Source organism: Chromobacterium paludis, from assembly GCF_008275125.1.
GTDB classification, from domain to species: domain Bacteria; phylum Pseudomonadota; class Gammaproteobacteria; order Burkholderiales; family Chromobacteriaceae; genus Chromobacterium; species Chromobacterium paludis.
The window spans coordinates 2,622,030-2,647,106 of record NZ_CP043473.1; the positions used below are offsets into that span (position 1 = coordinate 2,622,030).

At 62.6% G+C, this 25,077-nt stretch carries 23 protein-coding genes; 4 read left to right on the forward strand and 19 right to left on the reverse strand.

Features of this window, described 5'->3' with window-relative positions:
* Positions 1-8: 8 nt before the first annotated feature.
* The 8 genes from FYK34_RS12240 to cysK form a co-directional block, all read right to left on the reverse strand.
* A complete protein-coding gene (locus FYK34_RS12240; RefSeq protein ID WP_149296837.1) occupies positions 9-1,499 on the reverse strand; it encodes a C69 family dipeptidase in 1,491 nt (496 codons plus the stop codon).
* A 214-nt stretch (positions 1,500-1,713) separates the two neighbouring features.
* On the reverse strand, positions 1,714-2,004 hold the full coding sequence (locus FYK34_RS12245) for a hypothetical protein (RefSeq protein ID WP_149296839.1): 291 nt from the start codon (positions 2,002-2,004) through the stop codon (positions 1,714-1,716).
* 87 nt (positions 2,005-2,091) lie between these two features.
* Positions 2,092-2,391 carry a hypothetical protein gene (locus FYK34_RS12250; RefSeq protein ID WP_149296841.1) on the reverse strand — a complete coding sequence of 100 codons (300 nt, stop codon included), beginning with the start codon at positions 2,389-2,391 and terminating at the stop codon, positions 2,092-2,094.
* 91 nt (positions 2,392-2,482) lie between these two features.
* Complete coding sequence (locus FYK34_RS12255) at positions 2,483-3,514, reverse strand: histone deacetylase family protein (RefSeq protein ID WP_149296843.1); 1,032 nt, start codon at positions 3,512-3,514, stop codon at positions 2,483-2,485.
* A gap of 95 nt (positions 3,515-3,609) precedes the next feature.
* A complete protein-coding gene (locus tag FYK34_RS12260; protein ID WP_149296845.1) occupies positions 3,610-4,017 on the reverse strand; it encodes a YchJ family protein in 408 nt (135 codons plus the stop codon).
* Positions 4,017-4,487 (reverse strand): putative periplasmic lipoprotein, encoded by a 471-nt coding sequence (locus FYK34_RS12265; protein ID WP_149299949.1) that lies wholly within the window; start codon positions 4,485-4,487, stop codon positions 4,017-4,019. Before FYK34_RS12265 ends, FYK34_RS12260 begins: the two co-directional genes overlap by 1 nt.
* A gap of 308 nt (positions 4,488-4,795) precedes the next feature.
* Positions 4,796-5,842: an IS110 family RNA-guided transposase gene (locus FYK34_RS12270; RefSeq protein ID WP_149296561.1), complete on the reverse strand. Its 1,047-nt coding sequence runs from the start codon at positions 5,840-5,842 to the stop codon at positions 4,796-4,798.
* Between the two features lie 123 nt (positions 5,843-5,965).
* Complete coding sequence (gene cysK, locus FYK34_RS12275) at positions 5,966-6,898, reverse strand: cysteine synthase A (protein WP_149296846.1); 933 nt, start codon at positions 6,896-6,898, stop codon at positions 5,966-5,968.
* Positions 6,899-7,064: 166 nt separating this feature from the next.
* On the opposite strand from cysK, the gene FYK34_RS12280 reads away from it, so the two are divergent.
* Positions 7,065-7,934, forward strand: a complete 870-nt coding sequence (locus FYK34_RS12280) for an ion transporter (RefSeq protein WP_149296848.1) — start codon at positions 7,065-7,067, stop codon at positions 7,932-7,934.
* On the opposite strand, the gene FYK34_RS12285 is transcribed toward FYK34_RS12280, so the two are convergent.
* Positions 7,927-8,433 carry an O-acetyl-ADP-ribose deacetylase gene (locus FYK34_RS12285; protein WP_174774516.1) on the reverse strand — a complete coding sequence of 169 codons (507 nt, stop codon included), beginning with the start codon at positions 8,431-8,433 and terminating at the stop codon, positions 7,927-7,929. The two genes, FYK34_RS12280 and FYK34_RS12285, sit on opposite strands and share 8 nt — an antisense overlap.
* Positions 8,434-8,921: 488 nt before the next feature.
* On the opposite strand from FYK34_RS12285, the gene xseA reads away from it, so the two are divergent.
* Positions 8,922-10,223, forward strand: a complete 1,302-nt coding sequence (gene xseA / locus FYK34_RS12290) for an exodeoxyribonuclease VII large subunit (RefSeq protein ID WP_231137440.1) — start codon at positions 8,922-8,924, stop codon at positions 10,221-10,223.
* A gap of 470 nt (positions 10,224-10,693) precedes the next feature.
* Here the strand turns inward: xseA and ispH are convergent, their stop codons facing one another.
* The 4 genes from ispH to FYK34_RS12310 form a co-directional block, all read right to left on the reverse strand.
* A complete protein-coding gene (gene ispH, locus FYK34_RS12295; protein ID WP_149296852.1) occupies positions 10,694-11,626 on the reverse strand; it encodes a 4-hydroxy-3-methylbut-2-enyl diphosphate reductase in 933 nt (310 codons plus the stop codon).
* A 91-nt stretch (positions 11,627-11,717) separates the two neighbouring features.
* Positions 11,718-12,200: a signal peptidase II gene (lspA, locus tag FYK34_RS12300; RefSeq protein WP_407923607.1), complete on the reverse strand. Its 483-nt coding sequence runs from the start codon at positions 12,198-12,200 to the stop codon at positions 11,718-11,720.
* 67 nt (positions 12,201-12,267) lie between these two features.
* Complete coding sequence (gene ileS / locus FYK34_RS12305) at positions 12,268-15,045, reverse strand: isoleucine--tRNA ligase (RefSeq protein ID WP_149296856.1); 2,778 nt, start codon at positions 15,043-15,045, stop codon at positions 12,268-12,270.
* The gene (locus FYK34_RS12310; RefSeq protein ID WP_149296858.1) at positions 15,042-15,977 is read right to left on the reverse strand and encodes a bifunctional riboflavin kinase/FAD synthetase; all 936 of its coding nucleotides are present in this window, start codon (positions 15,975-15,977) and stop codon (positions 15,042-15,044) included. Before FYK34_RS12310 ends, ileS begins: the two co-directional genes overlap by 4 nt.
* 193 nt (positions 15,978-16,170) lie before the next feature.
* Here FYK34_RS12310 and FYK34_RS12315 point away from each other — a divergent pair, with 193 nt between their 5' ends.
* The gene (locus FYK34_RS12315) at positions 16,171-17,217 is read left to right on the forward strand and encodes an IS110 family RNA-guided transposase (RefSeq protein ID WP_149295158.1); all 1,047 of its coding nucleotides are present in this window, start codon (positions 16,171-16,173) and stop codon (positions 17,215-17,217) included.
* A 274-nt stretch (positions 17,218-17,491) separates the two neighbouring features.
* Here the strand turns inward: FYK34_RS12315 and FYK34_RS12320 are convergent, their stop codons facing one another.
* The 4 genes from FYK34_RS12320 to FYK34_RS12335 form a co-directional block, all read right to left on the reverse strand.
* Positions 17,492-18,181, reverse strand: a complete 690-nt coding sequence (locus FYK34_RS12320) for an OmpA family protein (RefSeq protein WP_149296860.1) — start codon at positions 18,179-18,181, stop codon at positions 17,492-17,494.
* A 239-nt stretch (positions 18,182-18,420) separates the two neighbouring features.
* Positions 18,421-18,930: a DUF934 domain-containing protein gene (locus FYK34_RS12325; protein WP_149296861.1), complete on the reverse strand. Its 510-nt coding sequence runs from the start codon at positions 18,928-18,930 to the stop codon at positions 18,421-18,423.
* Positions 18,914-20,572: a nitrite/sulfite reductase gene (locus FYK34_RS12330; RefSeq protein WP_149296863.1), complete on the reverse strand. Its 1,659-nt coding sequence runs from the start codon at positions 20,570-20,572 to the stop codon at positions 18,914-18,916. The genes FYK34_RS12325 and FYK34_RS12330 overlap by 17 nt, the downstream gene beginning before the upstream one ends.
* A gap of 34 nt (positions 20,573-20,606) precedes the next feature.
* Positions 20,607-21,311 carry a phosphoadenylyl-sulfate reductase gene (locus FYK34_RS12335; protein WP_149296865.1) on the reverse strand — a complete coding sequence of 235 codons (705 nt, stop codon included), beginning with the start codon at positions 21,309-21,311 and terminating at the stop codon, positions 20,607-20,609.
* Between the two features lie 111 nt (positions 21,312-21,422).
* On the opposite strand from FYK34_RS12335, the gene cysB reads away from it, so the two are divergent.
* Positions 21,423-22,367: an HTH-type transcriptional regulator CysB gene (gene cysB / locus FYK34_RS12340; protein ID WP_149296867.1), complete on the forward strand. Its 945-nt coding sequence runs from the start codon at positions 21,423-21,425 to the stop codon at positions 22,365-22,367.
* Between the two features lie 72 nt (positions 22,368-22,439).
* Here the strand turns inward: cysB and fabG are convergent, their stop codons facing one another.
* A complete protein-coding gene (gene fabG / locus FYK34_RS12345) occupies positions 22,440-23,180 on the reverse strand; it encodes a 3-oxoacyl-ACP reductase FabG (protein ID WP_149296868.1) in 741 nt (246 codons plus the stop codon).
* A 215-nt stretch (positions 23,181-23,395) separates the two neighbouring features.
* Positions 23,396-25,027, reverse strand: a complete 1,632-nt coding sequence (locus tag FYK34_RS12350) for an ABC-F family ATPase (RefSeq protein ID WP_149296870.1) — start codon at positions 25,025-25,027, stop codon at positions 23,396-23,398.
* Positions 25,028-25,077: the final 50 nt, after the last annotated feature.

A 25,077-nucleotide genomic window follows, 5' to 3' on the forward strand; every position in this document is an offset into this window, starting at 1 on the left:
GTTTCCGCTTACAAGCTCTTGATCTTCTCCAACTCCTCCGGGCTGTACTTTTTCTCGCTGGACTTGGTCATGTCGGTCATCAGCGCCTGGTTGACGTCGCGCGCCGACTGCACCGCCCACAGCATCGCGCCGTTGCTCCATTGATTGGCCAAGGCTTGCGCGGTCTGCGGATTGGCCGCGTACAGCGTCTTCAGCATGGCGTCCACATGCGGCTGCCCGACCTGCAGCTGGCTCTCCAGCTTGCCCTGCCAAGCCCGCAGCACCGGCCCGTACTTGGCCGGATTGGCTTGCGCCAAGGTCGCGTTGCCGCGGAAGGCCCAGTAGGCGGACTGGCCCTCATACTGCGCGCTGCCGCTGCGCAAGGGCGCGGCCACGTCTTTCAGCGCATTCTCGTACATGGGCACGAAAACCGCGCCCGCCGGACTGCCGAACGATTGCCAGGTCAGCACCGCGAACGGCTGCGGCATGTCGGCGCGCAACTGGAAAATATGCGATTCGATGGTGCGGTCCACGCCTATCGGCCGCTCGGCGTCGGCGCGCTTGGCCAGCGGCGTGCCGGTGAAATCGGCGCGCAATACGCCCGCCACGTCCGCAACCGACAACTTATGGTCCGGCTTCTGCAACAGCGGGTATTGATCCTGTCTAGTCGCCTGCTTGAGCGAGGGCGTCAACCTATGCTGGGCCAGCCATTCGCGGTCCACGTTGTACGGATCGCCAGTCACGCCGAAGGCCTTGGCGAAATTGAAAGCCCGTTCGTCCACCGACGGCAGCAGCTTGTGCTGGCGCACGAAATCGGCCAAGCCGGGGCTGGACAGCACATTGGCCTTGTCCTGCAGGTTCACGCCGTGCAGACGCAAGCCATTGGCGACGATCAGGTAGCCGTCCTGCGGCAGGCGGTAGGCCAGCCAATGGTGGCCGGAACCGATTTCCATATACCAGGCCTCGTTCGGGTCCGCGATCAACACCCCGTTGCCCTCGCCCGCGCCATACTGCTGGATGTAACGGCCCAGCAGCTCGACGCCCTCGCGCGCGCGCTTGGCCTGCGGCAAAATCAGGGAAGGGATCACCGCCTCGATCACGCCGCTGTCCACCAGCGGATCGGCAGCAGCGGCCTGCTTGTTGACCTGCGCGCTGTTGGTGGCGGTGACGGCCACATTGAACTCGTTGACCCCGCGCTCTTCATACAGGCCATCGCCGGCCAGGGTGTCGCCGTTCCAATCCATCAGACCGGTGTAGCGATACAAGGTCTTGGGCGCCGGCACCTTCAGGCCATTCTTGAAACTGAGCTGCTCGTCCTTGTCCGCCTCGCGCCGCGGGTGGATCACCTCGCGCTTGTTCCAGTTATTGATGTAATAGTCCTCGTTGCGCGCCACCATCAACGATCCATCCGCGGACGCCAGCTTGCCCACCACCAGGGAGGTGCAGGCCTGAGCCGCGTCGGCGCCCAATAGCGCCAGAATGGCCGTAGCGATCAGGGTAAGGCTTGTTTTGCCATGCATGACAGATACTCCTGCTTAGAACGATGGCAGCGATGCTAGGCCGGTCGCGTCCCCTTTCCCATCTCTTTCCCACCCCCTTGTTGACCACCGTCAACGGCCGAAATCCGCCACTTCGTCTTTCTTACCATCCATGTCGCCAGGCCTGAAATTTGCTGCAAAGCAAAAGGCCGGACATCGCTGTCCGGCCGGCTTGATTCACTCCATGCTCGACGCTTCAGGACTTGCAGTCATCCAGCGAGTTGCGCGCCAGATGCGCCAGCTGGTCCAGCTCCTCATCCAGATGCGCCTGCATGTCCAGCAGGGCCGCCCGCAACACTGCGGACGCCAGGGCGGATTGCTCGCCGTTGAATACCTGGGCCAGCACGCGCAGTTCGCGGCAGGCGGTCAGATCCAGCGGCACTTCCAGCATCCTCACCACCGGAACGTCCAGCTCCGCCACGACTTCGACATTCCCCACCCGCTGGCTTTCCAGCGCGCTCAGCAGGTTTTTCAAGGCCAGTCCCATATTCCCTCCCTTCCTTTGCGTTGCCCATGCCAAGAAACTTCTTGGCGCCCATGCGGCGGATCCGCGGTCTTTGCGGACTGGCCGCGCTCAATGCCGGCGCATGCCGCCGCCCGCCGCGCCGCTCAGGATGTCGCGGCAGGCCTGGGTGGCCCTCAGCATCTGGCCATCGTCCAGCGCCTCCCAGGCGTCGGCAATGGCCGCGCCCAGCAGTTCGCCCGCCAGCGCCTCGCTGCTGTTCTCAAATACCGCGGCCAAGGCCAGCAACTCCAGCGCCATTTCGCCGGACAAAGCGGCAGCGACGCTTCGCTGCGCGGAGGCGGGCATGCTGCCCAATGGCGGGCGCGGCGCGCCCAGCCGGCTAATCAAACTGTCGATACTCTTCCCCATCAGCCTCTCCAAATGATCCCGCCCGCCCGCGGCGTCCCCAGCCGCGGCGCAGGCTCTTTGAACATAGGCCACGCTGCCCTAAAAATCTTTGCTAGGCGCGCGCCTCGAAACCGCACAGCACATTGGCGACGTTGTCGCCTATCGGCCCCACGGCATAGCCGCCCTCCAAACAGAACAGAGTGGGCAGCTTGAGCCCCGCCAGACGGGCGCCCAGCGTGGTGAAGTCCGGTGTCTCCAGCTGGAAGCGGGAAATCGGATCGCCGCGGAAAGTGTCTACGCCAAGCGACACCACCAGCGCGTCCGCCCCGAAACGGGCAATCTGCTCCAGCGCGCAATCGAGGGCGAAAAACCAGGTGCTGACGCAGGAGCCGGCCGCCAAGGGGAAGTTGAAGTTGTAGCCCAAACCTTCGTCTTCGCCCTTTTCATCGGCATGGCCCAGGAAGAACGGGTATTCGGTGCGCGGATCGCCATGAATGGACAGGAACAGCACGTCGGAGCGGCGGTAGAAAATGTCCTGGGTGCCATTGCCGTGGTGATAGTCGACATCCAGCACCGCCACGCGGCGCATGCCGTGATCGCGCAGCGCCTGGGCGGCGATGGCGGCGTTGTTGAAGAAGCAGTAGCCGCCGCAGTAATCGCTGGCCGCGTGATGGCCGGGCGGCCGTGTCAGCGCGAAGACGGCGCGCTCGCCGCCTATCAGCCGCTCAGCGCCGGTCAGCGCCGCATCCGCGGCAGCCGTGGCGGCCTGCCAGGTGCCGGCGGTGATGGGCGTGCCGCAGTCCATGGAGTAATAACAGAGCTGGCCCTCCACCTGCTCCGGCACGGTCTCGCGCAGGCGGCGGATCTGCCACATTTTGGGCAGCGCGTCGCAATCGCGGCCCAAGGCTGTCCAACGCTGCCAGGCGGTCTCCAGAAAGCGCACATAGCCCTCGTCATGCACACGCAGAATCGGCGCCAGGCCATGGCGGCGCGGATGAATCACATCGCCCAGATCGCGCTCGCGCACGGCGGCCAGCACCATGTCGGCGCGGGAGGGGGTTTCGAAACAGGGCTTGAGGGTGCCGTCTATCAGTTCGGAACGGCCGTGCTGCAGACGATGGGAATCAGAGTAGAGAGTAAGCATGGGCTTTTCCGGAGAGGGAAAGCCCTATGCTCCCGCCATGACGCAAGCAGGGTCAAACCTTGATCGCCGCAGATTTGCGCCAGCGCAAGCGCCGTTCAGCGCAACTCGCCCGCCACGTAATACCAGCGTCCATCCTCGCGGACGAAGCGGCTGATCTCATGCAGGCGCTCCGCCTTGCCGCCCACCTTCCAGCGCGCGACGAATTCGACCGTGCCTTCGCTGTCGCCTTCCCGCCCCGCCTCGCAACGCTTGATTTCCAGGCCTATCCATTTCACCACGCCAGCGTCTTCCTCCAGGCCCAGCGTTTCCGGACGGGTGGAAGGATGCCAGGTAGCCAGCAGATAGTCTTCCAGCCCCAAGGCGAAGGCGCTGTAGCGCGAGCGCATCAAGGCTTGAGCGGTGGGGGCCGGCGGCGCGTCCGGCTGATGATAGCGGCCGCAGCAGGCGGCCAGTTCGCCGCCGCCGCAAGGGCAGGCGACGCTTGAGGACTTCTTGGACTTCATCAGTAACCCAGCGGCGGCAGGCCGTACAGTTTGAGCAGGAAGTTGGTGAAGGCCGGATCTGCCGGTTTCGGCGCGTACTGGGGCCAGCGACGCAGCCATCCCCGCAGATGGGCCTCCAGCTTGGCGCGGAACACGTCTGAGTCGATACGGCCGGCGTCGCGCTCCGCCGTCAATTCCCGATACAGCGCGAAAGTGTCGTTGTCCACCGCATTGCTGCCGACGATGCGCAGCCGGGCGGCATTCAGCAGGTCTGCCGCCGCGGTGCGGCTCAGCTCGCCAGCCTTGACGCGATCAGCCAATCCATCCGCCTCGTCCAGCAACTGCGCTTGCTTGTTCGGCTGCGGCGCGGCGACGGGATGAGGCGGCCGGACCGCGACCGGGCCGCCGTGAACCGGAGCGGCCGGCTGCTGCAGGCTGCTGCAAGCGCTCAAACCGCCCAACAAGGTCAAACCGATGATCAGCTTTTTCATGGCGGCCATTGTAGCCCGCCTTGCCGGCGCGACGTCAATGCCAGCGGCAAATAAAATCTATGGTCAGCCTGACCTTTGCAAGAACAGCGTGCTGATGAATCATGACGGGGTAGGCTTGCTCTAATCTATCCGGATTCTTGATGGGCACAATAGAGCCCGATCCATGATGTGAGCCGCTCCTGCAAGTCCCTAAAAAGCCCTCAGTCTGTCATGACTGTTTTTACGATCGGGGTATCCTGCAGGCCGTGGGCCGGTTGTCGTCATCAGTATCTGTCTTGGCAAAAGCAGGCTTCTACTCGCCGCCGGGTTTACCCGGCGGTTTGCATTTCAGTCAGTGCGCGGGCCTGGGGACGGTACTCGCCGCCTTTGGCGAGTAGCGCCCACACGACCCGTGCCAGTTTGTTGGCCAGTGCGCAGGCCACGATATTCGAGTGGCGACGCTGCATCAGCGCCACCGTCCACGCTGCCATCGCACTCTTCCAGCGCGGCGCGTTCTGCATGATCACCCGTGCGCATTGCACCAGCAGGCGACGCAGGCTCTTGTCACCGCGTTTGCTGATGCCCAGCAGCTTGGACTTCCCGCCTGTCGAGTATTGTCGCGGGACCAGACCCAGCGATGCCGCAAAGTCACGGGCATTGCCATAGCCCTTGGCATTGCCGGCGTCCGCCGACAACTGGCTGGCGGTGATCGCACCGATGCCGGGAATGGTCATCAACCGCCGGGCGACATCGTCCTGTCGGGCTTCTGTGGCAATCTCGTGATCCAGCTCGTCGATCTCGGTCTTGAGCAGACGGTAGTGATCCAGCTGGCGTTGCAGGATCTGCCGGGCCTTGACGGGCAAGCCGTTGGTCTCGTCCATCAGCAGCATCGGCAGCTGCGTGATCCCCCGTACCCCGACAGGAAGCGCGATGCCGAACTCCAGCAGCAGCGCATGGATCTGGTTGTTGGTCTGTATTCGTTCGGCAATGCGAGATTCCCGCAGGCGATGCAGTGCCGACAAGGCTTGCTGTTCGGCACTCTTGGCGGCAACGTAGCGCATGGTCGGGCGCGTAGCCGCCTCGCAGATGGCCTGGGCATCGATGAAATCGTTCTTGTTGCCGAAGACAAACGGGCGGATGTACTGCGGTGCGATCAGTTGTACGGTATGACCGAAGCCCGTCAGCTTGCGTGCCAGCCAGTGCGCGCCGCAGTAGGCCTCCATCACGATGCGGCAGGGAGGCTGTTTCGCGAGAAATTCGATGAGACTGTTGCGATTGAACTGCTTCTTGAGGACCGGGTTGCCGCGCGGGTCGTGCCCGATCAGATGAAAGCTGTGCTTGCCGATATCCAGACCGATGAGTGTGACGGTTGCCATGATGCTCTCCCCGAAGAAGAAATGCCTCAGCAGGTTTGACGCCTGCTGAGGCATTTAGGTCAGGCTGACCATCACATTAAGCCCCGGCGCGATGCCGAGGCCCTTGCCCATGCGCGAGGCGGACTACGCCAAATGCTCGAACAACACCGTGGACAGATAGCGTTCGCCGAAGGACGGAATCACCACCACGATCAGCTTGCCGGCGTTTTCCGGCCGCTTGGCCAGTTGCAGCGCCGACCACACCGCCGCGCCGGACGAAATGCCCACCAGGATGCCCTCCTTGGTGGCGACTTCGCGCGCGGTTCGCAGCGCGTCTTCGTTCTGGACGCGGATGATTTCGTCGTAAACATCGGTATTCAGAATGGCCGGCACGAAACCGGCGCCTATGCCCTGGATCGGGTGCGGCCCCTTGGCGCCGCCGGACAACACCGGCGAGGCATCCGGCTCCACCGCCACGATCTGCACGCCGGGCTTGCGCGCCTTCAACACTTCGCCCACCCCGGTGATGGTGCCGCCGGTGCCCACGCCGGCCACGAAGATGTCCACCTTGCCGTCGGTATCGTTCCACACCTCTTCCGCCGTGGTATGGCGGTGGATGGCCGGGTTGGCAGGGTTCTCGAACTGCTGCGGCATGAAATAGGTGTCCGGGAACTCGTCCACCAGCGCCTTGGCCTTGGCGATGGCGCCGCCCATGCCGTCCGCTCCCGGCGTCAGGATCAACTCCGCGCCATAGGCCTTCAGCAACTGGCGGCGCTCCTTGCTCATGGTTTCCGGCATGGTGATCACCAGCTTGTAGCCGCGCGCCGCGCACACCATGGCCAGGCCGATGCCGGTGTTGCCCGAGGTCGGCTCCACGATGACGGTATCGGGCTGGATCTTGCCGGCCTGTTCCGCCGCGTCCAGCATCGCCACCGCGATGCGGTCCTTGACGCTGTGCGCCGGATTGAAGAACTCCAGCTTGGCCGCCACCGTGGCGACGCAGCCTTCGGTGACCCGGTTGAGCTTGACCAGCGGCGTGTTGCCGATCAGGTCGGTGATGGTGTTGGCAATGCGCATCGTCTTATTCCTCATCAACCATGAATATCAATGTCGATATTCCTCGACATCATAATTAATGACAAGCAATCAGCCTAATATCCTTTGCTTATATCCTGTAAACCAAATGCCGGCCGCTCCCTCTAAGCCGCTTGCTTATAGTCAAAACCAAACAGACAAGATTCCCATGCCTACCCAGGAAAATCTGATCCCGCTGTCCGGCTGGCGCCGCAAGCTCTACATCGTCATCTACGAGGCCGACACCCGGGCCGGCCGCATCTTCGACATGGCGCTGATCGCGGCCATTCTCGCATCCGTCGCCTGCGTGATGCTGGAAAGCGTGTCGTCGATCAAGCAGCGCTACGGCACGCTGCTGACCATCTTGGACTGGACCTTCACCCTGCTGTTCACCATCGAGTACGCCCTGCGGCTGATCTGCGTGCACAAGCCCATGCGCTATGTGAAGAGCTTCTTCGGCGTGATCGACTTGCTGTCCATCCTGCCGCTATACCTGGGGCTGTTCATCCCGGAAAGCCGCTTCCTGGCCGACATCCGCATCCTGCGCCTGCTCCGGATGTTCCGCATCCTCAAGCTGAGCCGCCACCTGGGCGAGGCCGCGCAGCTGCGGCGCGCCTTGCTGGCCAGCCGCCGCAAGATCACCGTGTTCCTGGTCACCGTCATCTTGCTGGTCATCGTGCTGGGCACGCTGATGTACGTGATAGAAGGACCGGAAGACGGCTTCACCAGCATTCCCGTCAGCATCTACTGGGCCATCGTCACGCTGACCACGGTCGGCTTCGGCGACATCACGCCGAAAACGCCGCTGGGCCAGGCCGTGGCCAGCCTGGTGATGATCACCGGCTACGGCATCATCGCCGTGCCCACCGGCATTGTCAGCGCCGAGATCGCGCGCAGCGCGCCCGATCCCACGCCTGACAACCGCTCCGCCACCCGGCTATGCCCGCATTGTTTCAGCGAGGGGCATGACTGGGACGCTCGCTTTTGCAAACATTGCGGCGGCCAACTGCCGCGTCCGGCCAAGGACGAAGTCAGCTGAGCGCGCGCCGATAGCCCTCCAAAACGCCCGCGTCGTAGGCCACCAGCCAGATTTCGCACAACGCGTGAGGCTGCGCGGCCAGCCAGCCCCGCACCGTCGCCACCGCCAGCCGACACGCGTCGTCCAGCGGATAGCCATACGCGCCGCAACTGATGGCCGGAAAGGCGATGCTGGCCAAGCCGTGCCGCTCGGCCAAGTCCAGGCTGTTGCGATAGCACGCCGCCAGCAGCGCCGGTTCGCCATGGCCGCCGCCCTGCCAGACCGGCCCCACGGTATGGATCACATATGGCGCCGACAGATTGAAACCTGGCGTCAGCCTGGCCTCCCCCGTCGGACAGCCCCCCAGGCGCCGGCAAGCCGCCAGCAGCTCCGGTCCCGCCGCCCGGTGAATGGCGCCGTCCACGCCGCCGCCGCCCAGCAGACTGTTGTTGGCGGCGTTGACGATGGCCTCCACCTCCATCCGGGTAATGTCCGCTTGCACGCAGCGCAAGTCCGCCATGCCGGCCTCCTTTCGTTTCGGGTGCAATGCGAACCGATCAAGCGGCTCGCTGTTGTATCATATTGCCTGGCGGATGGCTCCGGCGCAGCCGCGCGCGCAACCGCTTGATCGGCAAGCAAATAGCAAGCGCTTACTCTGCGGTCAAAATACCAAACAAATAAAATCCATCCCAGCAAGCGCAGTCCCTCGCCGCAAAGCCCGCCGTCAGGCCCTGCCGCCCCCGCTGTGGATAACTTTGTTGATAAGCCGGTGAACAGGCGGCCAAAAGGCCCGCCCCATAAACGTTCCAGCCCCAAAGCCACGCTGGGATGAATAATTGCAAGCCTATGATTTAATTGGAAATTCAATTCAATAGCAAACGCTCCTGTGCGCCTCCCGCCAGAGCGGATACCGAATAATTACTCCAGCCTACGATTGTGGATCACTTGACAAGACAGAATTTTCTTGATCGCAGCCAAGATGTGATCAGCGTCTCCTCTCTCAACCGCATGGCGCGCGACCTGCTGGAAGCCGGCATCCCGCCATTGTGGATAGGCGGAGAAATTTCCAACCTGACGCTGGCGGCTTCCGGCCACGCTTACTTCTCGCTGAAAGACGGCGGCGCCCAGGTGCGCTGCGTAATGTTCCGCCACAAGCTCGCCCTGTTGCCGTTCCGACCGCAGGAAGGCATGCAGGTGGAGCTGCGCGGCCAAGTGACCCTGTACGAAGCGCGCGGCGACTTTCAGATCACGGTTGGCGAAATGCGCGCCGCCGGCCTGGGCCGCCTGTACGAGGCGTTTGAACGGCTGAAGGCCAAGCTGCAGGCCGAGGGATTGTTTGAGGCGTCACGCAAACGCGAACTGCCCGCGCACCCCGCCGCCATCGGCATCGTCACCTCGCCCGCCGCCGCCGCATTGCGCGACGTGGTCAGCACGCTGCGACGCCGCATGCCCGGTATTCCACTGATCCTCTACCCCGCCCAGGTGCAGGGCGAAGGCTCGGCGCAACAGATCGCCAACGCCATCCGCCTGGCCGGCGCGCGCAAGGAGGTGGATGTGCTGATCGTCTGCCGCGGCGGCGGCAGCATTGAAGACCTGTGGTCGTTCAACGAGGAAATCGTCGCCCGCGCCGTGGCCGCCAGCCCCATTCCCACCGTCAGCGGCGTCGGCCACGAAACCGACTTCACCATCTGCGACTTCGTCGCCGATCGGCGCGCGCCGACCCCCACCGCCGCCGCGGAACTGGTGTCGCCCAACCGCGAGCACCTAGCCATCCAGCTGGAGCAAACCCGCCGCGCGCTGGAGCGGGCGCTGAACCGGCTGTTGACCGACAAGGCGCAGCAGCTGGACTTCCTGGGCCGCCGGCTCACCCATCCCGGGGCCAGGCTGCAGACGCAAAGCGAGCGGCTGGACGCCCTGGCGCGAACGCTGCGCCAACGCGTGCATGCCGTTTTTGAACAAGGGCGCTGGCGGCTGCAACTGGCCGGCAGCCGCGTCGCGCGCCACCGGCCCGACCTATCCGCGCGCGCCGCGCAGCTGCAACAGCAGCAATCCCGCCTGCAGCGCGCCCGCGACCGCCTGCTGGAGCGGCGCGCGCAGCAGCTGGCGCAACTGGCCGCCACGCTGACAGCGCTCAATCCGGAGGCGGTGCTGGCGCGCGGCTACGCCATCGTGCAAAAACAGAACGGCCAGGCAGTGAAAAGCCCGGCCGAACTGTTGAATCACGAGAAAGTCATGCTGCGGCTGGCGGAAGGCAGCACCGAGGCGCGCATCGAACACCCCCAGGGCGTGCAGCCGGAACTGCCGTTTTAGCAGTGCCGGCGAGCAGCCTCATCCAGGATGACCGATCATGGCTCTCCAGTTAATTGTGACTAGCGCTACTGGCGCTGCCACGCCGGATCTGATCAAACAACTGTTGCTGGGCAGAGTCGCTTAATGTCTCAGTGTTAACGCTAGTGTGGCGAGGTATATTGCTTCCGGTAATGTAAGTGGCATCAGAGTACCGTTCCTCAGCCGCAGCACTCTTGTCCGCACCGGCCGGGGAAGCGCACGCGGTCAGCCAAGCCGTGGCGGCCAATAACATGATAGGTTTGACGAGATTCATGGTTTCATCCGCGGAAAACAGGTTGGAAACAAGCGCCGGCGCATTTTATTGTCATAATTCGTATTTCATACTAATCAACTGCGGCAAGCATGTAAATCTCAATCTGAAACCACTTCGATGCCAATAACAAAACAGACCTGCCACAGGGCAGGTCTGTCAGTTGGAAGGCCAAACTCCCTTAGGCCTGCCGCAAGGCCGGCGGCAAGGCGAACACCGTGTTTTCCTCGACGCCAGGCAGCTCGCTCACCTGGCTGACATCGAAAGTCTTGATGCGGTCTATCACCGCCTGCACCAGCACTTCCGGCGCGCTGGCGCCGGCCGTCACGCCCACCTTGCTCTTGCCGGCGAACCAGGCAGGCTCCAGCAGATCGGCGTTGTCCACCATATAGGCATCCACCCCCTTCAGCGCCGCCACTTCGCGCAGGCGATTGGAGTTGGAACTGTTGGGCGAGCCCACCACCACCACCATATCGCATTGCTCGGCCAGCAGCTTCACCGCGTCCTGGCGGTTTTGCGTGGCATAACAGATGTCGTCCTTCTTGGGGCTATGGATATTGGGAAAGCGCGCCTTGAGCGCGGTGATGATGTCGCGTGTCTCGTCCACCGACAGCGTAGTCTGGCTGACGTAGGACAGCTGATCCGGGTTGGCGACCTGCAGCCTGGCCACGTCGGCTTCGTTTTCCACCAGATACATGCCGCCCTCGGCCTGTCCCATTGTGCCTTCCACCTCCGGGTGGCCGGCATGGCCGATCATGATGATCTCCATGCCAGCCTGACGCATGCGCTTGACCTCGACGTGCACCTTGGTCACCAGCGGACAGGTCGCGTCAAACACATTGAGCCCCAGCGCCTCGGCCTCGGCGCGAACCGACAGCGGCACGCCATGCGCGGAGTAGACCAGCGTGCTGCCGGCCGGCACATCCTTCAACTCCTCGATGAACACCGCGCCCTTGGCGCGCAAGTTGTCCACCACAAAACGGTTGTGCACCACCTCGTGACGCACGTAGATGGGCGCGCCGTACAGCTCGATGGCGCGCTCGACGATGGCGATGGCTCGGTCCACCCCGGCGCAGAAGCCGCGCGGGTTGGCGAGCATGATGGTCTTCGTCATCCGTATTTCCTTAATCAGGCCGGGGTTTTGCCCGGAAAATGCGCGAATGGCCCGCGCCGCGGGCCATCGTTACGATCAAGCGCCGCCTCGCTCAACGCGACGGCTTCTTGAAGCCGTCCAGCACCATCAGCGCCGCGCCGACGCAGATGAAGGAATCCGCCAGGTTGAACGCTGGGTAGTACCACTGGTGGTAGTAGTGCACCAATATGAAGTCGATCACATGGCCATAGGCCAAGCGGTCTATCACATTGCCCAGCGCGCCGCCGATGATGAAGGCGGCGGCCAGATTCATCAGCACGGAAAAGCGTCCCTTGACGATGCTCCACCCCAGCCAGCCGGATACGGCGAAGGCCAGCACGGTGAACAGATACTTCTGCCAGCCGCCCGCGTCATGCAGAAAGCTGAACGCGGCGCCCGGATTGTAAATCAGGGTAAAGCTGAAGAAACCGTCTATCACTGGCCGCGCTTCCCCATATTGGTAGCTGCCGTTGAAATACAGCTTGCTGAGCTGATCCAGCACGATGACCAGCGCCGCCAGCACAAACCACTTGGACCATCGGCGCTCGCCGGACATAGTCATTGCAGAATCCATCTATCGGTTTCCAATTGCAGTTGGGGCCGCCGCAGCGGCCCCGAATCGATCAGGCGTGCAGGCGCTGCTCGCCCTGGCCATCCAGGTTGTCCACGCAGCGGCCGCACACCGCGCCGTGGCCGGCATGGCTGCCCACGTCGGCACGATAATGCCAGCAGCGGTCGCACTTTTCATGCGTCGACGGCGTCACGTGGATAGCCAGCTCGGCAGCCTCGCGCACCGTCGCCTTGGACACGATCAGCACGAACTTCAGTTCCTCGCCCAAGCTGCGCAGGACAGGCGCCAGATCGGCCGGGGCGGCGATGTCCACCTCCGCTTGCAGGGACGAGCCCAGCTTATCCGCGCTGCGCAGTTCCTCGATCTGCTTGTTGACGGCGGCGCGCAGCTCGCGGATGGCCAGCCACTTGGCGGACAACGCGGACTCGCGCTCAAGCGCCTGCGCCGGGAACTCATGCCAGATGTGATACAGCGTGGACTCTTCCTCGCTGTCCACCAGCACGTTCCACGCCTCGTCGGCGGTGAAGCACAGGATGGGCGCCACCATCAGCAACAGGCTGCGCGTGATGTGGTAGAGCGCAGTCTGCGCGCTGCGGCGCGCGTGACTGTCGGCCTGGGTGGTGTACAGGCGGTCCTTGATCACGTCCAGATAGAAGGCGCCCAGGTCTTCCGAGCAATAGCCGACCACTTCCTGCACCACATGGTGGAAGGCGTAGCGCGAGTACAGCTCGCCCACCACCTTCTCCTGCACCTCGCGCGCGCGCAGCAGCGCGTACTGGTCCAGCTCCACCATGTCGGCCAGCGGCACGGTGTTTTCCAGCGGATCGAAATCCGACAGGTTGGCCAGCAGGAAGCGGATGGTGTTGCGCAGGCGGCGGTAGCTTTCGGTGGTGCGCTTCAGGATTTCCTGCGACAGCGACATGTCGCCGGAGTAGTCCGCGCTGGCCACCCACAGCCGCAGGATGTCCGCGCCCAGCGTGCCGCAGATCTCTTCCGGCGCGATGCCGTTGCCCTTGGACTTGGACATCTTGTAGCCCTTGTCGTCCACGGTGAAGCCGTGGGTCAGGAGCTGCTTGTACGGCGCGCGGCCGATGGTGGCGCAGCCGGTCTTCAGCGACGACTGGAACCAGCCGCGGTGCTGGTCGGAGCCTTCCAGGTACAGGTCGGCCGGCCAGGCCAGCTCCGGGCGCTGCTTCAGCACCGCGAAGTGAGTGGCACCGGAGTCGAACCACACGTCCAGCGTGTCGGTCAGCTTGCGGTATTGCTCGGCCTCGTCGCCCAGCAATTCCTTGGCGTCCAGACTGAACCAGGCTTCGATGCCCTGCTGCTCGATGCGCAGCGCCACTTCCTCCAGCAGCTGGGCGGAACGCGGATGCAGCTCGCCCGACTCCTTGTGAATGAAGAAGGTCATCGGCACGCCCCAGTTACGCTGGCGCGACACGCACCAGTCGGGGCTGTTCTTGATCATCGCGTCCAGACGCGCGCGGCCCCAGGCCGGGAAGAATTCGGTGGCGTCGACGGCGCGCTGGCTGATCTCGCGCAACGTCTCGCCGCCATTGGCCTGACGGTCCATGCTGATGAACCATTGCGGCGTGGCGCGGAAGATGATCGGCGTCTTGTGGCGCCAGCAATGCGGATAGCTATGTTCCAGCTTGGCCTTGTGCACCAGCGTGCCGCGCGACTCCAGCGTCTCGATCACGCGCGGGTTGGCATCCCATACCAGCATGCCGGCGAACAGCTCGGTGGTGCTCTTGTAGCGGCCGTCGTCCGCCACCGGATTGGCGATGGGCAGCTTGTACTGCAGGCCGGCCTGGAAGTCTTCCAAACCATGGGCCGGCGCGGTGTGTACCAAGCCGGTGCCGGCGTCGGTGGTGACGTGGTCGCCCAGAATCACCGGCACCTGGCGGTCATAGAACGGGTGCTGCAGCGCGATCAGCTCCAGCGCCTGGCCCTTGGCTTCGCCCAACACGCGGTACTCGTCCACGCCATAGCGCTTCATCGCCGACTCGACCAGATCCTTGCCCAGGATCAGCTTGCCCTTGGGGGTGTCCACCAGCTGGTAATCCAGGCTGGCGCCGGCGGCGACGGCCTGGTTGGCCGGCAGCGTCCACGGTGTGGTGGTCCAGATCACGGCCATCGCGCCGTTGGCATCGGCGTCGAAGGCGGCGGAAGCCTTGTCGGCATCGACCACCTTGAAGCCGACGTCGATCGCCGGCGACACCTTGTCTTCGTATTCCACTTCGGCTTCCGCCAGCGAGGAACCGCACTCGATGCACCAGTGCACTGGCTTCTCGCCCTTGCTCAGGTAGCCGTTTTCATGGATCTTGCCGAGGGTGCGCACGATGTCGGCTTCGGTCTTGAAATCCATGGTCAGGTACGGGTTGTCCCAATCGCCCAGCACGCCCAGGCGGATGAAGCCCTTCTTCTGACGCGCCACCTGCTCCTTGGCGTACTCGCGGCACAGCTCGCGGAACTTGGCGGCCGGGATGTCCTTGCCGTGCAGCTTTTCCACCATCAGCTCGATAGGCAAGCCGTGGCAGTCCCAGCCCGGAACATAGGGCGCGTCGAAGCCGGCCAGGGTCTTGGAACGGACGATGATGTCCTTCAGCACCTTGTTGACCGCGTGGCCCAGGTGGATGTCGTTGTTGGCGTACGGCGGGCCGTCATGCAGGATGAACTTGGGACGGCCGGCGGACAGCTTGCGCAGCTTTTCATAGCGCTTCTCTTCCTGCCAGCGCTTGACCCAGGCCGGTTCGCGTTTGGCCAGATCCCCGCGCATGGCGAAGGGTGTATCCAGCAGGTTTACGGTTTTACGATAATCGATGCTCATGCCTGCTCTCGCTGCAAACTTGTCAAATAGGTCTTGGCACTGGCCGCGTCGCGCTCTATCTGCGCCACCAGTGTCGCCAAATCATCATAGCGCGCTTCATCGCGCAGCTTCTTCAGGAATCGTACGGTCAGACGCTTGCCGTAGAGGTCGCCGGCAAAATCGAACAGGTGCACTTCCAGCTTGTAGTCAGGCGTGTCGCTGACCGTGGGGTTCAGCCCCAGGCTGGCCACGCCGCCCAAGCGGCCGAACGGCGTATCCGCCTCCACCACAAACACCCCCTGCAATGCCGGCTTCAGGTGCGGCAGATGGATGTTGGCGGTGGGAAAGCCTATGGTTCTGCCCAGCTTCTTGCCATGCATCACCTTGCCTGATATCCGGTACGCCTCGCCCAGCAAGCCGTTGGCCGAATCGAGATCGCCAGCGGCCAGCCGCTCCCGAATCAGCGTGCTGGAGGCACGTTCTCCCTGCACCAGCACGGAAGGCATGGCCTCCGTGGCGAAATGGGGGCAGGAAGCCAGGAGGTCGAAATCTCCTTTGCGTCCGGCGCCAAACTGAAAATCGTCGCCGATCAGCAAATAACGGGTCTGCAATTCTTGCACCAGCACGCGATCGACAAAATCCGACGCCGTCATGCTGGCGAAGCTGTGATTGAAACGGTAGACGAAAACATAATCCACCAGTCCCAGCTCTCGCAACAAGCTAAACTTGTCGCGCAGCGTCGACAACCGAGCGGGCGGGTTTACCCGGCTGAAGAATTCTCGCGGGTGCGGCTCGAACGTCAGCAGCGCGGTAGGCAGCTCGCGCGCCTGCGCCTCCAGGCGCAGCCTGTGCAGCATGCGTCTATGCCCTTGGTGCACACCATCGAAATTGCCTATGGTCAGCGCGCAGCCCGGCAGGGCGAAACGACGCGGATCCCCCAGAAATACCTGCATTTGCGGTCTTTGTACGCATCCTGAAACCGTCGATTGTAGCCGCCCGCGGTCAATAGCGTCCAGCCATCATCCATATGCGGGACAAACAAAAAGCCCCGCCGGGGCGGGGCTTAATGTGATGGTCAGCCTGACCTAAATGCCTCAGCAGGCGTCAAACCTGCTGAGGCATTTTTTCTTCTTCGGGGAGAGCATCATGGCAACCGTCACACTCATCGGTCTGGATATCGGCAAGCACAGCTTTCATCTGATTGGGCACGACCCGCGCGGCAACCCGGTCCTCAAGAAGCAGTTCAATCGCAACAGTCTCATCGAATTTCTCGCGAAACAGCCTCCCTGCCGCATCGTGATGGAGGCCTGCTGCGGCGCGCACTGGCTGGCACGCAAGCTGACGGGCTTCGGTCATACCGTACAACTGATCGCACCGCAGTACATCCGCCCGTTTGTCTTCGGCAACAAGAACGATTTCATCGATGCCCAGGCCATCTGCGAGGCGGCTACGCGCCCGACCATGCGCTACGTTGCCGCCAAGAGTGCCGAACAGCAAGCCTTGTCGGCACTGCATCGCCTGCGGGAATCTCGCATTGCCGAACGAATACAGACCAACAACCAGATCCATGCGCTGCTGCTGGAGTTCGGTATCGCGCTTCCTGTCGGGGTACGGGGGATCACGCAGCTGCCGATGCTGCTGATGGACGAGACCAACGGCTTGCCCGTCAAGGCCCGGCAGATCCTGCAACGCCAGCTGGATCACTACCGTCTGCTCAAGACCGAGATCGACGAGCTGGATCACGAGATTGCCACAGAAGCCCGACAGGACGATGTCGCCCGGCGGTTGATGACCATTCCCGGCATCGGTGCGATCACCGCCAGCCAGTTGTCGGCGGACGCCGGCAATGCCAAGGGCTATGGCAATGCCCGTGACTTTGCGGCATCGCTGGGTCTGGTCCCGCGACAATACTCGACAGGCGGGAAGTCCAAGCTGCTGGGCATCAGCAAACGCGGTGACAAGAGCCTGCGTCGCCTGCTGGTGCAATGCGCACGGGTGATCATGCAGAACGCGCCGCGCTGGAAGAGTGCGATGGCAGCGTGGACGGTGGCGCTGATGCAGCGTCGCCACTCGAATATCGTGGCCTGCGCACTGGCCAACAAACTGGCACGGGTCGTGTGGGCGCTACTCGCCAAAGGCGGCGAGTACCGTCCCCAGGCCCGCGCACTGACTGAAATGCAAACCGCCGGGTAAACCCGGCGGCGAGTAGAAGCCTGCTTTTGCCAAGACAGATACTGATGACGACAACCGGCCCACGGCCTGCAGGATACCCCGATCGTAAAAACAGTCATGACAGACTGAGGGCTTTTTAGGGACTTGCAGGAGCGGCTCACATCATGGATCGGGCTCTATTGTGCCCATCAAGAATCCGGATAGATTAGAGCAAGCCTACCCCGTCATGATTCATCAGCACGCTGTTCTTGCAAAGGTCAGGCTGACCATAGATTTTTTCATGGTGGCGGCTGGCTTACTTGGCCGGCTGTTCAACCATGCTTTCCTTCACGGCGTCGATCACGACTTCCACGCGACGGTCAGACTCGATGCAAGCCTTGATTTCGGCATTTTGCTTCTTGTTCTTCGCGTATTTCGGGAACTTGGCCTTGCACTCTTCCGTCATCTTGGCTTCGGCCTTGCCCTTACCGACGGAAGTTACCTTCTCAGCCGGCACGCCTTCGTTCACGAAGTAGGCCTTGACCGCGTCGGCGCGCTTCTGGGACAGAGCGTTGTTCAGCTTGTCGGAACCCATGAAGTCGGTGTAGCCGTCGATTTCCACGCCGGTCAGGTGGCCTTGGCCAGCGTGAGCCTTCAGCTTGGCAACCAGCGGATCCAGTTCGTTCTTGGCGTCTGCGCGCAGGGTGGACTTGTTGAAGTCGAACAGCACCTTGGCGGACAGGGTCACTTTTTCCTTCATCTGAACCATGGTCGGCTTCGGAGCCACCGGAGCGGCGACAACCGGCTTGGCCGCTTCGCGGTCGCCACATTCAACCAGGCCGTTGGCAGCCTTGTCGAAGGTGGAGGTGCGCCAGCATTCGCCGTAGTTGTTGCGGACTACGGAGTCGGTGGATTGGTCAACGGCATAACCCGGTTTGGCAGCAAAAGCGCTAGCAGAAACCAACAGGGCGGCAACCAGTGCGCTCAGTTTCAGCTGTTTAGTCATGTTATTCCCTCTTTAATCTATAAAATGGGTCGCAATGCGGGCTGACGCAAAGACCACGCGAACAAGTTGACTGCAAACATCAGAGATGGCTACATGCTGTGTTGATGCAGTTAACCCGCACTATAGGAATCCAGCAACACCATGTCAACACGAGCCCGGGCCTCACGCTCGAGAAACGTTGCACAAATACATCACAATTCGCTTATTATCGGAGAAATTTGTCTCCCTAACGCGACACATTACGGCTGTGTGACGCGTCTGCGAAACAGTGGTTGCGGCTGCCTGAAAGTTACCTGATAGCTATCGCTGAAGGTATTGTAACAAGAATCAACGTTCAGCGTCTTGCCTTCCTTGATCTGGAAGGCATCGAAGCCCACCTGCCACAATGGATGAATCAGGTCTTGCCAGACATCGCCCACCGCCCGCAGTTCCCCGCTGAAATGATAGCGCTCCCGCAATAGCCTGGCGAGGCTGTAGCCGCGGCCATCCGTGAAGGCAGGGAAGTCAATCGCCACAAGGGACAGCGATGGCAAATGCGCTTGCAGCAAGGCAGGATCGTCATCCGGCGCCAGCCAGACTCCCACTCGCCCGCGCCGCCCGCTCCACCGCTCCGCATCCGCCAGCCATGCGGCCAGCGGCACGATCACATCCGCGTCAAGCGGCGCGGCAGGCAGTTCGCCTTGCTCATCCGGGCGCAGCAGCGTCCATTCGTCGGCCAGTTCTTTGCCGTGCTTAATGTACCGGGGCATAGACCCTCTCCTTGAACGGTTCCACGCCGACACGACGCAGGGTTTCGATGAAGCGCTCGCCATCTTGCCGTTTTTCGACATAGACCTGCATGATCTTGCCGAAGGCAACCGGCACGTCAGCCTGCGCAAAAGAGGGGCCGATCACCTTGCCAATGGCGGTATCGCTGCCCTGGCTGCCGCCCAGCGTGATCTGGTACCACTCCTCGCCGTTTTTATCGACGCCTAGTATGCCGATATTGCCAATATGGTGATGGCCGCAGGCGTTCATGCAGCCGGAGAAGTTACAGGCGATCTCGCCCAGATCGTGCAGATAATCGAAGTCGTCGAAAGTCTGCTGGATGGCATTGGCCACCGGAATGGAGCGCGCATTGGCCAGCGAGCAGAAATCGCCGCCCGGGCAGCTGATGATGTCGGTCAACAGACCGATATTGGGCGTGGCCATGCGCTGCTGGCGGGCCTCGCGCCACAGCGCGTACAAGTCTTTCTGCGCCACGTCCGGCAGCACCAGATTCTGTTCGTGCGCCACACGCAGCTCGCCGAAGCCGAAACGATCGGCCCAGTCCGCCGCCGCCTCCATCTGCTCGGCCGTGATGTCTCCCGGCGGCGCGCCGGTTTCCTTCAGCGACAGCACCACCGAGCGGTAGCCCGGCTGGCGATGCGCGCGCGTATTGCGCTCGAACCAGCGGGCGAAAGCCTTGTCCTCGGCCAGCGGACCCGTCAATTCAGCAGGATCATCGGCCAGCGCGGGGTAGTCAGGATCGTCGAAGAAACGGGCGTAGTGCGCGACATCCTCATCCCGCAGCGTGGCCGGGCCATCCTTCAGATGCAGCCACTCGTCTTCCACCTTGGCGGCGAAGCCCTGCGGCGTCATGGCCTTGACCAGAATCTTGACGCGCGCCTTGTACTTGTTGTCGCGGCGGCCGAAGCGGTTATACACGCGCAGCACCGCGTCCAGATAAGTCAGCAAGTGCTGGCGCGGCAGGAATTCGCGTATCACCTCGCCCACCATGGGCGTGCGTCCCAGGCCGCCGCCGACGATCACTTTGAAGCCGGCCTCACCATCCGCGTTGCGGCTGACGTGCAGGCCGATGTCGTGAACCATGGTGGCGGCGCGGTCTTCCACGCTGCCGGAGACGGCGATCTTGAACTTGCGCGGCAGGAAGGCGAATTCCGGGTGCAGCGTGCTCCACTGGCGGATGATTTCGCAATACGGACGCGGATCGAACAGTTGGTCGGCGGCGACGCCGGCGAAGGCGTCGGTGGTGGTATTGCGCACGCAGTTGCCGGAGGTCTGGATTGCGTGCATTTCCACGGTGGACAGCTCTTCCAGAATGTCCGGCACGCTCTCCAACGCCGGCCAGTTGAACTGGATGTTCTGGCGCGTGGTGAAGTGGCCGTAGCCTTTGTCATAGCGGCGGGCGATGTCGGCCAGCTTGCGCAATTGCTCGCTGCGCAGATGGCCGTACGGGATGGCCACGCGCAGCATGGGCGCGTGGCGCTGAATGTACAGGCCATTCATCAGCCGCAGGGGGCGGAACTCGTCCTCGGACAGCTCGCCGGCCAGGAAGCGGCGGGTCTGGTCGCGGAACTGCTGCACGCGCTCGCGCACCAGGCGATGGTCGACTTCATCGTAACGATACATATTGAATTCCAGCAGATAGGCCGATGGCGGCGGGTCAGGCGGGGCGCTTCAGCGGACTGGCCTTGGCGTGCAGCCCGCATTCCTTGGTTTCCGGGTTTTCCCACCACCAGCGGCCGGCGCGGATGTCCTCGCCCACGCTGATGGCCCGGGTGCAGGGCGCGCAACCTATGGACGGATAATGCCGGTCATGCAGCGCGTTGTAAGGCACTTCGCGCTCGCGCAGGTACTGCCAGACCTCGGCCTCGGTCCACTCCAAGAGCGGACTGAATTTCAGCAGACCGTTGTCGGCGTCGTACGCCTCGTCGGCCAGGTCCTGCCGCGTCGGCGACTGCTGACGGCGCAGGCCGGTGATCCAGGCGGAGCGGCCCGCCAGCGCTCGCCTGAGCGGCTCCAGCTTGCGCACGGCGCAACAGGATTGGCGCAACGCCACGCTCTGATAAAAGCCATTGATGCCATGCAGGTTGACGTATTGCTCGGTGGCGGCGGTATCCGGGAAATACACCTGGACCGGATGCGCCGGGTAACGCTCGGCCACCTGCTGCATCAATGCATAGGTCTCGGCCGGCAAGCGGCCGGTATCCAGGCTGAAGCTGCGCAAGGGCAGGTTCAGCCGGGCGATCAGATCGGTCAGCACCATGTCTTCGGCGCCATAACTGTTGGCAAGCACCGCGTCGGGGTGTCGTTCGGCAATCGTTTGCAGCAGGGCCGTCGTGGCGGCCAGTTTGGACTCCAGGCTCATCAGGCGCTCCGGGATGGGTTCGAGGCTATCCTAACCAAAGCGCTTATAAACCTAAAAGAATATTGTGTTAGTATTTAATGACTACAGGTTTTAAGAGGACAGACCGTCAACATGAAGCTACAACAATTGCGCTATCTGGTCGAAGTGGCCAAGCAAGGGCTGAACGTCTCGGAGGCCGCGGAGAAGCTGCATACCTCGCAACCCGGCATTTCCAAGCAGATCCGCTTGCTGGAAGATGAACTGGGCATCCAGGTGTTCATTCGCAATGGCAAGCGCGTGGTGTCGGTGTCCGAGCCGGGCAAGGAGGTGCTGCGCATTTCCGAGCGCATCCTGCGCGAGGCGCAAAACCTGAAGCGCGTGGGCGAAGAGTTCTCGCGCGAGTCGGAGGGCGCGCTGACCATCGCCACCACCCACACCCAGGCGCGCTATGCCTTGCCGCAAGCCATCGCCGAATTCGTCAATCGCTACCCCAAGGTCAGGCTGTCGCTGAAACAGGGCAGCCCGACGCAGATTTGCGACATGGTGATCTCGGGCGAGGCCGACCTGGCCATCGCCACCGAAGGCATCGCCCTGTACAAGGAGCTGGCCACCCTGCCCTGCTATGAGTGGAACCGCTCGGTCGTGGTCCCCAAGGGCCACCCGCTGGCCGAGCTGGAGCGCCAGATCGCGTTGGCCGACATCGCCCAATACCCCATCGTCACCTACGACTTCGCTTTCGCCGGACGCTCCAAGATCAACAAGGCCTTCTCCGACCAGGGCCTCAGCGCCAACGTGGTGCTGACCGCGATCGACACCGATGTCATCAAGACCTATGTCTCGCTGGGCCTGGGCATAGGCATCATCGCCAGCATGGCCTATGAGCCGGCGCGCGACCACAACCTGGTGGCGATAGATGCCGGCCACCTGTTCGAGCCGTCCACCACCAAGATAGGCATCCGCAAGGACGCCTATCTGCGCGGCTTCGCCTATACCTTCATCGAGCTGTTCGCGCCGCATCTGCACCGGCGCGAAGTGGATTCGGCGCTGCTGGCGCACGATGTCAATGACGAAGAATGACGGGGAGTCATACCCGCAAAGCCAACGCCCCGGACCAGCCGGGGCGTTGGCTTTGGCGCAGCGAGATCGCGCTTACAACGTGAGGCCGCCGGTCACTTCGATGGCCGCGCCGTTGATGTAGCTGGCCTCGTCCGACGCCAGGAAGGCGTAGACGTTGGCGATCTCGGCCGGATCGGCCATGCGGCGCATCGGCACCTTGTCTTCCATCGCCTGCAGCACCTTTTCCGGCATGGCCTTCAGGATGGGCGTGGCGACAAAGCCCGGGCAGACGGCGTTGGCGCGGATGCCCTTCTTGCCCAACTCCTTGGCCCAGGTCTTGACGAAGCCGATCACGCCGAACTTGGCCGCCGCGTAGTTGGTCTGGCCGAAGTTGCCATAGACGCCGACCACGGACGACGCGTTCAGAATCACGCCGCCGCCCTGCTCCACCATGGTGTCCACCACGGCGCGGGCGCAGTTGTAGACGCCCTTCAGGTTGATGTCGATGACGCGGTCGAACTGTTCTTCCGTCATCTTGATCAGCTGCGCGTCCTGCACGATGCCGGCGTTGTTGACCAGCACGTCGATGCGGCCGCAACGGTTCTTCAGATCGGCGACCATTTCGGCGATCTGGCCCTTGTTGGTCACGTCCACCTTGTAGCCGTAGGCTTCGCCGCCCAGCGCCTTCAACTCGTCGACGACGGCGTTGACCGCCTCCAGGTTCAGGTCGCACACCGCGACGATGGCGCCTTCCTTGACGAACTTCTCAGCAGTAGCCTTGCCGATGCCGCTGGCGGAGCCGGTGATAATGCTGACTTTCCCTTTTAAACGCATGATGTTTCCTTCTTTTACCGCTTTGCAGATCTCATCAGGCCGCCATGGACGGATGAGCACCAGATGTCTCCTGGCATCGACCCTCCCGGCCGGGTCCCTGATTATTGTTATCGCGCCGCGCGCGGCGCATGAAAAAGGCGGGAGTTTGTGCACCGCAATATAGCGCACCCCCTCCCGCCGGTACAAGTTACGAGCTGAGACAGCTCGTAACCGGATTACTCCAGGCCCTTGCTGGCCAGGTAGTCTTCATAGTTGCCGATGTAGTAGTCGTAGCCGCCCTTACCGTCCAGTTCCAGCACGTGGGTGGCCAGGCTGCTCACGAATTGGCGGTCGTGCGAAACAAAGATCAAGGTGCCCTTGTACTTTTCCAGCGCCATGTTCAGGGATTCGATCGACTCCATGTCCATGTGGTTGGTCGGTTCGTCCATGATCATCACGTTCGGCTTCTGCAGGATCAGCTTGCCGTACAGCATGCGGCCCTTCTCGCCGCCGGACAGCACGCGCACCGGCTTGCCCACTTCATCGCCGCCGAACAGCAGGCGGCCCAGCGTGCCGCGGATCACCTGCTCGTCGTCGCCTTCCTGGCCCCATTCGCGCATCCATTCGGTCAGCGTGGCATCGCTGTCGAATTCGGCTTCATGGTCCTGGGCGAAGTAGCCGATCTGCGCCTTTTCCGCCCACTTGATAGTGCCGTAGTCGGCGGTCAGGCCTTCGGCGAACTTGGCATCGAATGCGCCAGCCAGCAGCTTGACCAGCGAGGTCTTGCCCGCGCCGTTGGGACCGATGATGGCCAGACGGGCGCCGGCTTCCAGGATCAGGTTCAAGTCCTTGAACAACACCTTGTTGTCGTAGGCCTTGCTGAGGTTTTCCACTTCCACCGCCTGGCGGTGCAGCTTGAACTTGTCGTCCATCTCGAAGCGGATGAACGGGTTCTGGCGGCTGGACGGCTTCACTTCCACCATCTCGGCCTTCAGCTTGTCCACCTGCTTCAGGCGCGAGGTAGCCTGACGGGCCTTGGACTTGTTGGCGGAGAAGCGGGCCACGAACTCCTGCAGCTCCTGGATGCGCTCCTTGGCCTTGCTGTTGGAGCTCAACTGGCGCTCGCGGGCCTGGGCCGAGGCGATCATGTAGTCGTCGTAATTGCCCGGATAGATGCGGATGGTGTTGTAGTCCAAGTCCGCCATGTGGGTGCAGACCGAATTCAGGAAGTGGCGGTCGTGCGAGATGATGATCATGGTGGCGTTGCGCTCGTTCAGCACGTGCTCCAGCCAGCGGATGGTGTTGATGTCCAGGTTGTTGGTCGGCTCGTCCAACAACAGGATGTCAGGATTGGAGAACAGCGCCTGCGCCAGCAGCACGCGCAGCTTCCAGCCCGGGGCCACTTCGCTCATCGGGCCGAAATGCTGCTCCACCGGAATGCCCACGCCCATCAGCAATTCGCCGGCGCGCGCCTCGGCGGTGTAGCCGTCGTATTCGGCGAACTTGGCCTCCAGGTCGGCCGCGCGCATGTAGTCGTCTTCCGTCGCTTCCAGATTGGCGTAGATCGCGTCGCGTTCGCTCATCGCCGCCCACATCTCGGTGTGACCCATCATCACCACGTCGATCACGCGCTGGTCTTCGTAGCCAAACTGATCCTGACGCAGCTTACCCAGGCGCAGGCCGTTTTCGATGGCCACCTCGCCCGCGGTCTGTTCCAGATCGCCGCCCAGGATTTTCATGAAAGTGGACTTGCCGGAACCGTTGGCGCCGATCAGGCCGTAACGGTTGCCCTCGCCGAATTTGACGGTCACCTTCTCGAACAAAGGTTTCACGCCAAACTGCATCGTAATATTGCTTGTGGTAATCACGCTTGAAGATCCTTCAGCCGTAAGCCGTAAGTATCGGAAAAACGTAGGAT

What these genes read in the sequence shown, in the direction of transcription:
- fabG (WP_149296868.1), bottom strand. Translation starts at nt 23,180, where the DNA reads ATGCGTTTAAAAGGGAAAGTCAGCATTATCACCGGCTCCGCCAGCGGC.
- FYK34_RS12250 (WP_149296841.1), bottom strand. Translation starts at nt 2,391, where the DNA reads ATGGGGAAGAGTATCGACAGTTTGATTAGCCGGCTGGGCGCGCCGCGC.
- ispH (WP_149296852.1), bottom strand. Translation starts at nt 11,626, where the DNA reads ATGACGAAGACCATCATGCTCGCCAACCCGCGCGGCTTCTGCGCCGGG.
- FYK34_RS12325 (WP_149296861.1), bottom strand. Translation starts at nt 18,930, where the DNA reads ATGCCCCGGTACATTAAGCACGGCAAAGAACTGGCCGACGAATGGACG.
- cysK (WP_149296846.1), bottom strand. Translation starts at nt 6,898, where the DNA reads ATGCGCATTGCCAACACCATCACCGACCTGATCGGCAACACGCCGCTG.
- FYK34_RS12260 (WP_149296845.1), bottom strand. Translation starts at nt 4,017, where the DNA reads ATGAAGTCCAAGAAGTCCTCAAGCGTCGCCTGCCCTTGCGGCGGCGGC.
- FYK34_RS12330 (WP_149296863.1), bottom strand. Translation starts at nt 20,572, where the DNA reads ATGTATCGTTACGATGAAGTCGACCATCGCCTGGTGCGCGAGCGCGTG.
- ileS (WP_149296856.1), bottom strand. Translation starts at nt 15,045, where the DNA reads ATGAGCATCGATTATCGTAAAACCGTAAACCTGCTGGATACACCCTTC.
- FYK34_RS12310 (WP_149296858.1), bottom strand. Translation starts at nt 15,977, where the DNA reads ATGCAGGTATTTCTGGGGGATCCGCGTCGTTTCGCCCTGCCGGGCTGC.
- FYK34_RS12245 (WP_149296839.1), bottom strand. Translation starts at nt 2,004, where the DNA reads ATGGGACTGGCCTTGAAAAACCTGCTGAGCGCGCTGGAAAGCCAGCGG.
- FYK34_RS12285 (WP_174774516.1), bottom strand. Translation starts at nt 8,433, where the DNA reads ATGGCGGACTTGCGCTGCGTGCAAGCGGACATTACCCGGATGGAGGTG.
- xseA (WP_231137440.1), top strand. Translation starts at nt 8,922, where the DNA reads ATGGCGCGCGACCTGCTGGAAGCCGGCATCCCGCCATTGTGGATAGGC.
- FYK34_RS12315 (WP_149295158.1), top strand. Translation starts at nt 16,171, where the DNA reads ATGGCAACCGTCACACTCATCGGTCTGGATATCGGCAAGCACAGCTTT.
- FYK34_RS12270 (WP_149296561.1), bottom strand. Translation starts at nt 5,842, where the DNA reads ATGGCAACCGTCACACTCATCGGTCTGGATATCGGCAAGCACAGCTTT.
- cysB (WP_149296867.1), top strand. Translation starts at nt 21,423, where the DNA reads ATGAAGCTACAACAATTGCGCTATCTGGTCGAAGTGGCCAAGCAAGGG.
- FYK34_RS12240 (WP_149296837.1), bottom strand. Translation starts at nt 1,499, where the DNA reads ATGCATGGCAAAACAAGCCTTACCCTGATCGCTACGGCCATTCTGGCG.
- FYK34_RS12320 (WP_149296860.1), bottom strand. Translation starts at nt 18,181, where the DNA reads ATGACTAAACAGCTGAAACTGAGCGCACTGGTTGCCGCCCTGTTGGTT.
- FYK34_RS12280 (WP_149296848.1), top strand. Translation starts at nt 7,065, where the DNA reads ATGCCTACCCAGGAAAATCTGATCCCGCTGTCCGGCTGGCGCCGCAAG.
- lspA (WP_407923607.1), bottom strand. Translation starts at nt 12,200, where the DNA reads ATGTCCGGCGAGCGCCGATGGTCCAAGTGGTTTGTGCTGGCGGCGCTG.
- FYK34_RS12255 (WP_149296843.1), bottom strand. Translation starts at nt 3,514, where the DNA reads ATGCTTACTCTCTACTCTGATTCCCATCGTCTGCAGCACGGCCGTTCC.
- FYK34_RS12265 (WP_149299949.1), bottom strand. Translation starts at nt 4,487, where the DNA reads ATGAAAAAGCTGATCATCGGTTTGACCTTGTTGGGCGGTTTGAGCGCT.
- FYK34_RS12335 (WP_149296865.1), bottom strand. Translation starts at nt 21,311, where the DNA reads ATGAGCCTGGAGTCCAAACTGGCCGCCACGACGGCCCTGCTGCAAACG.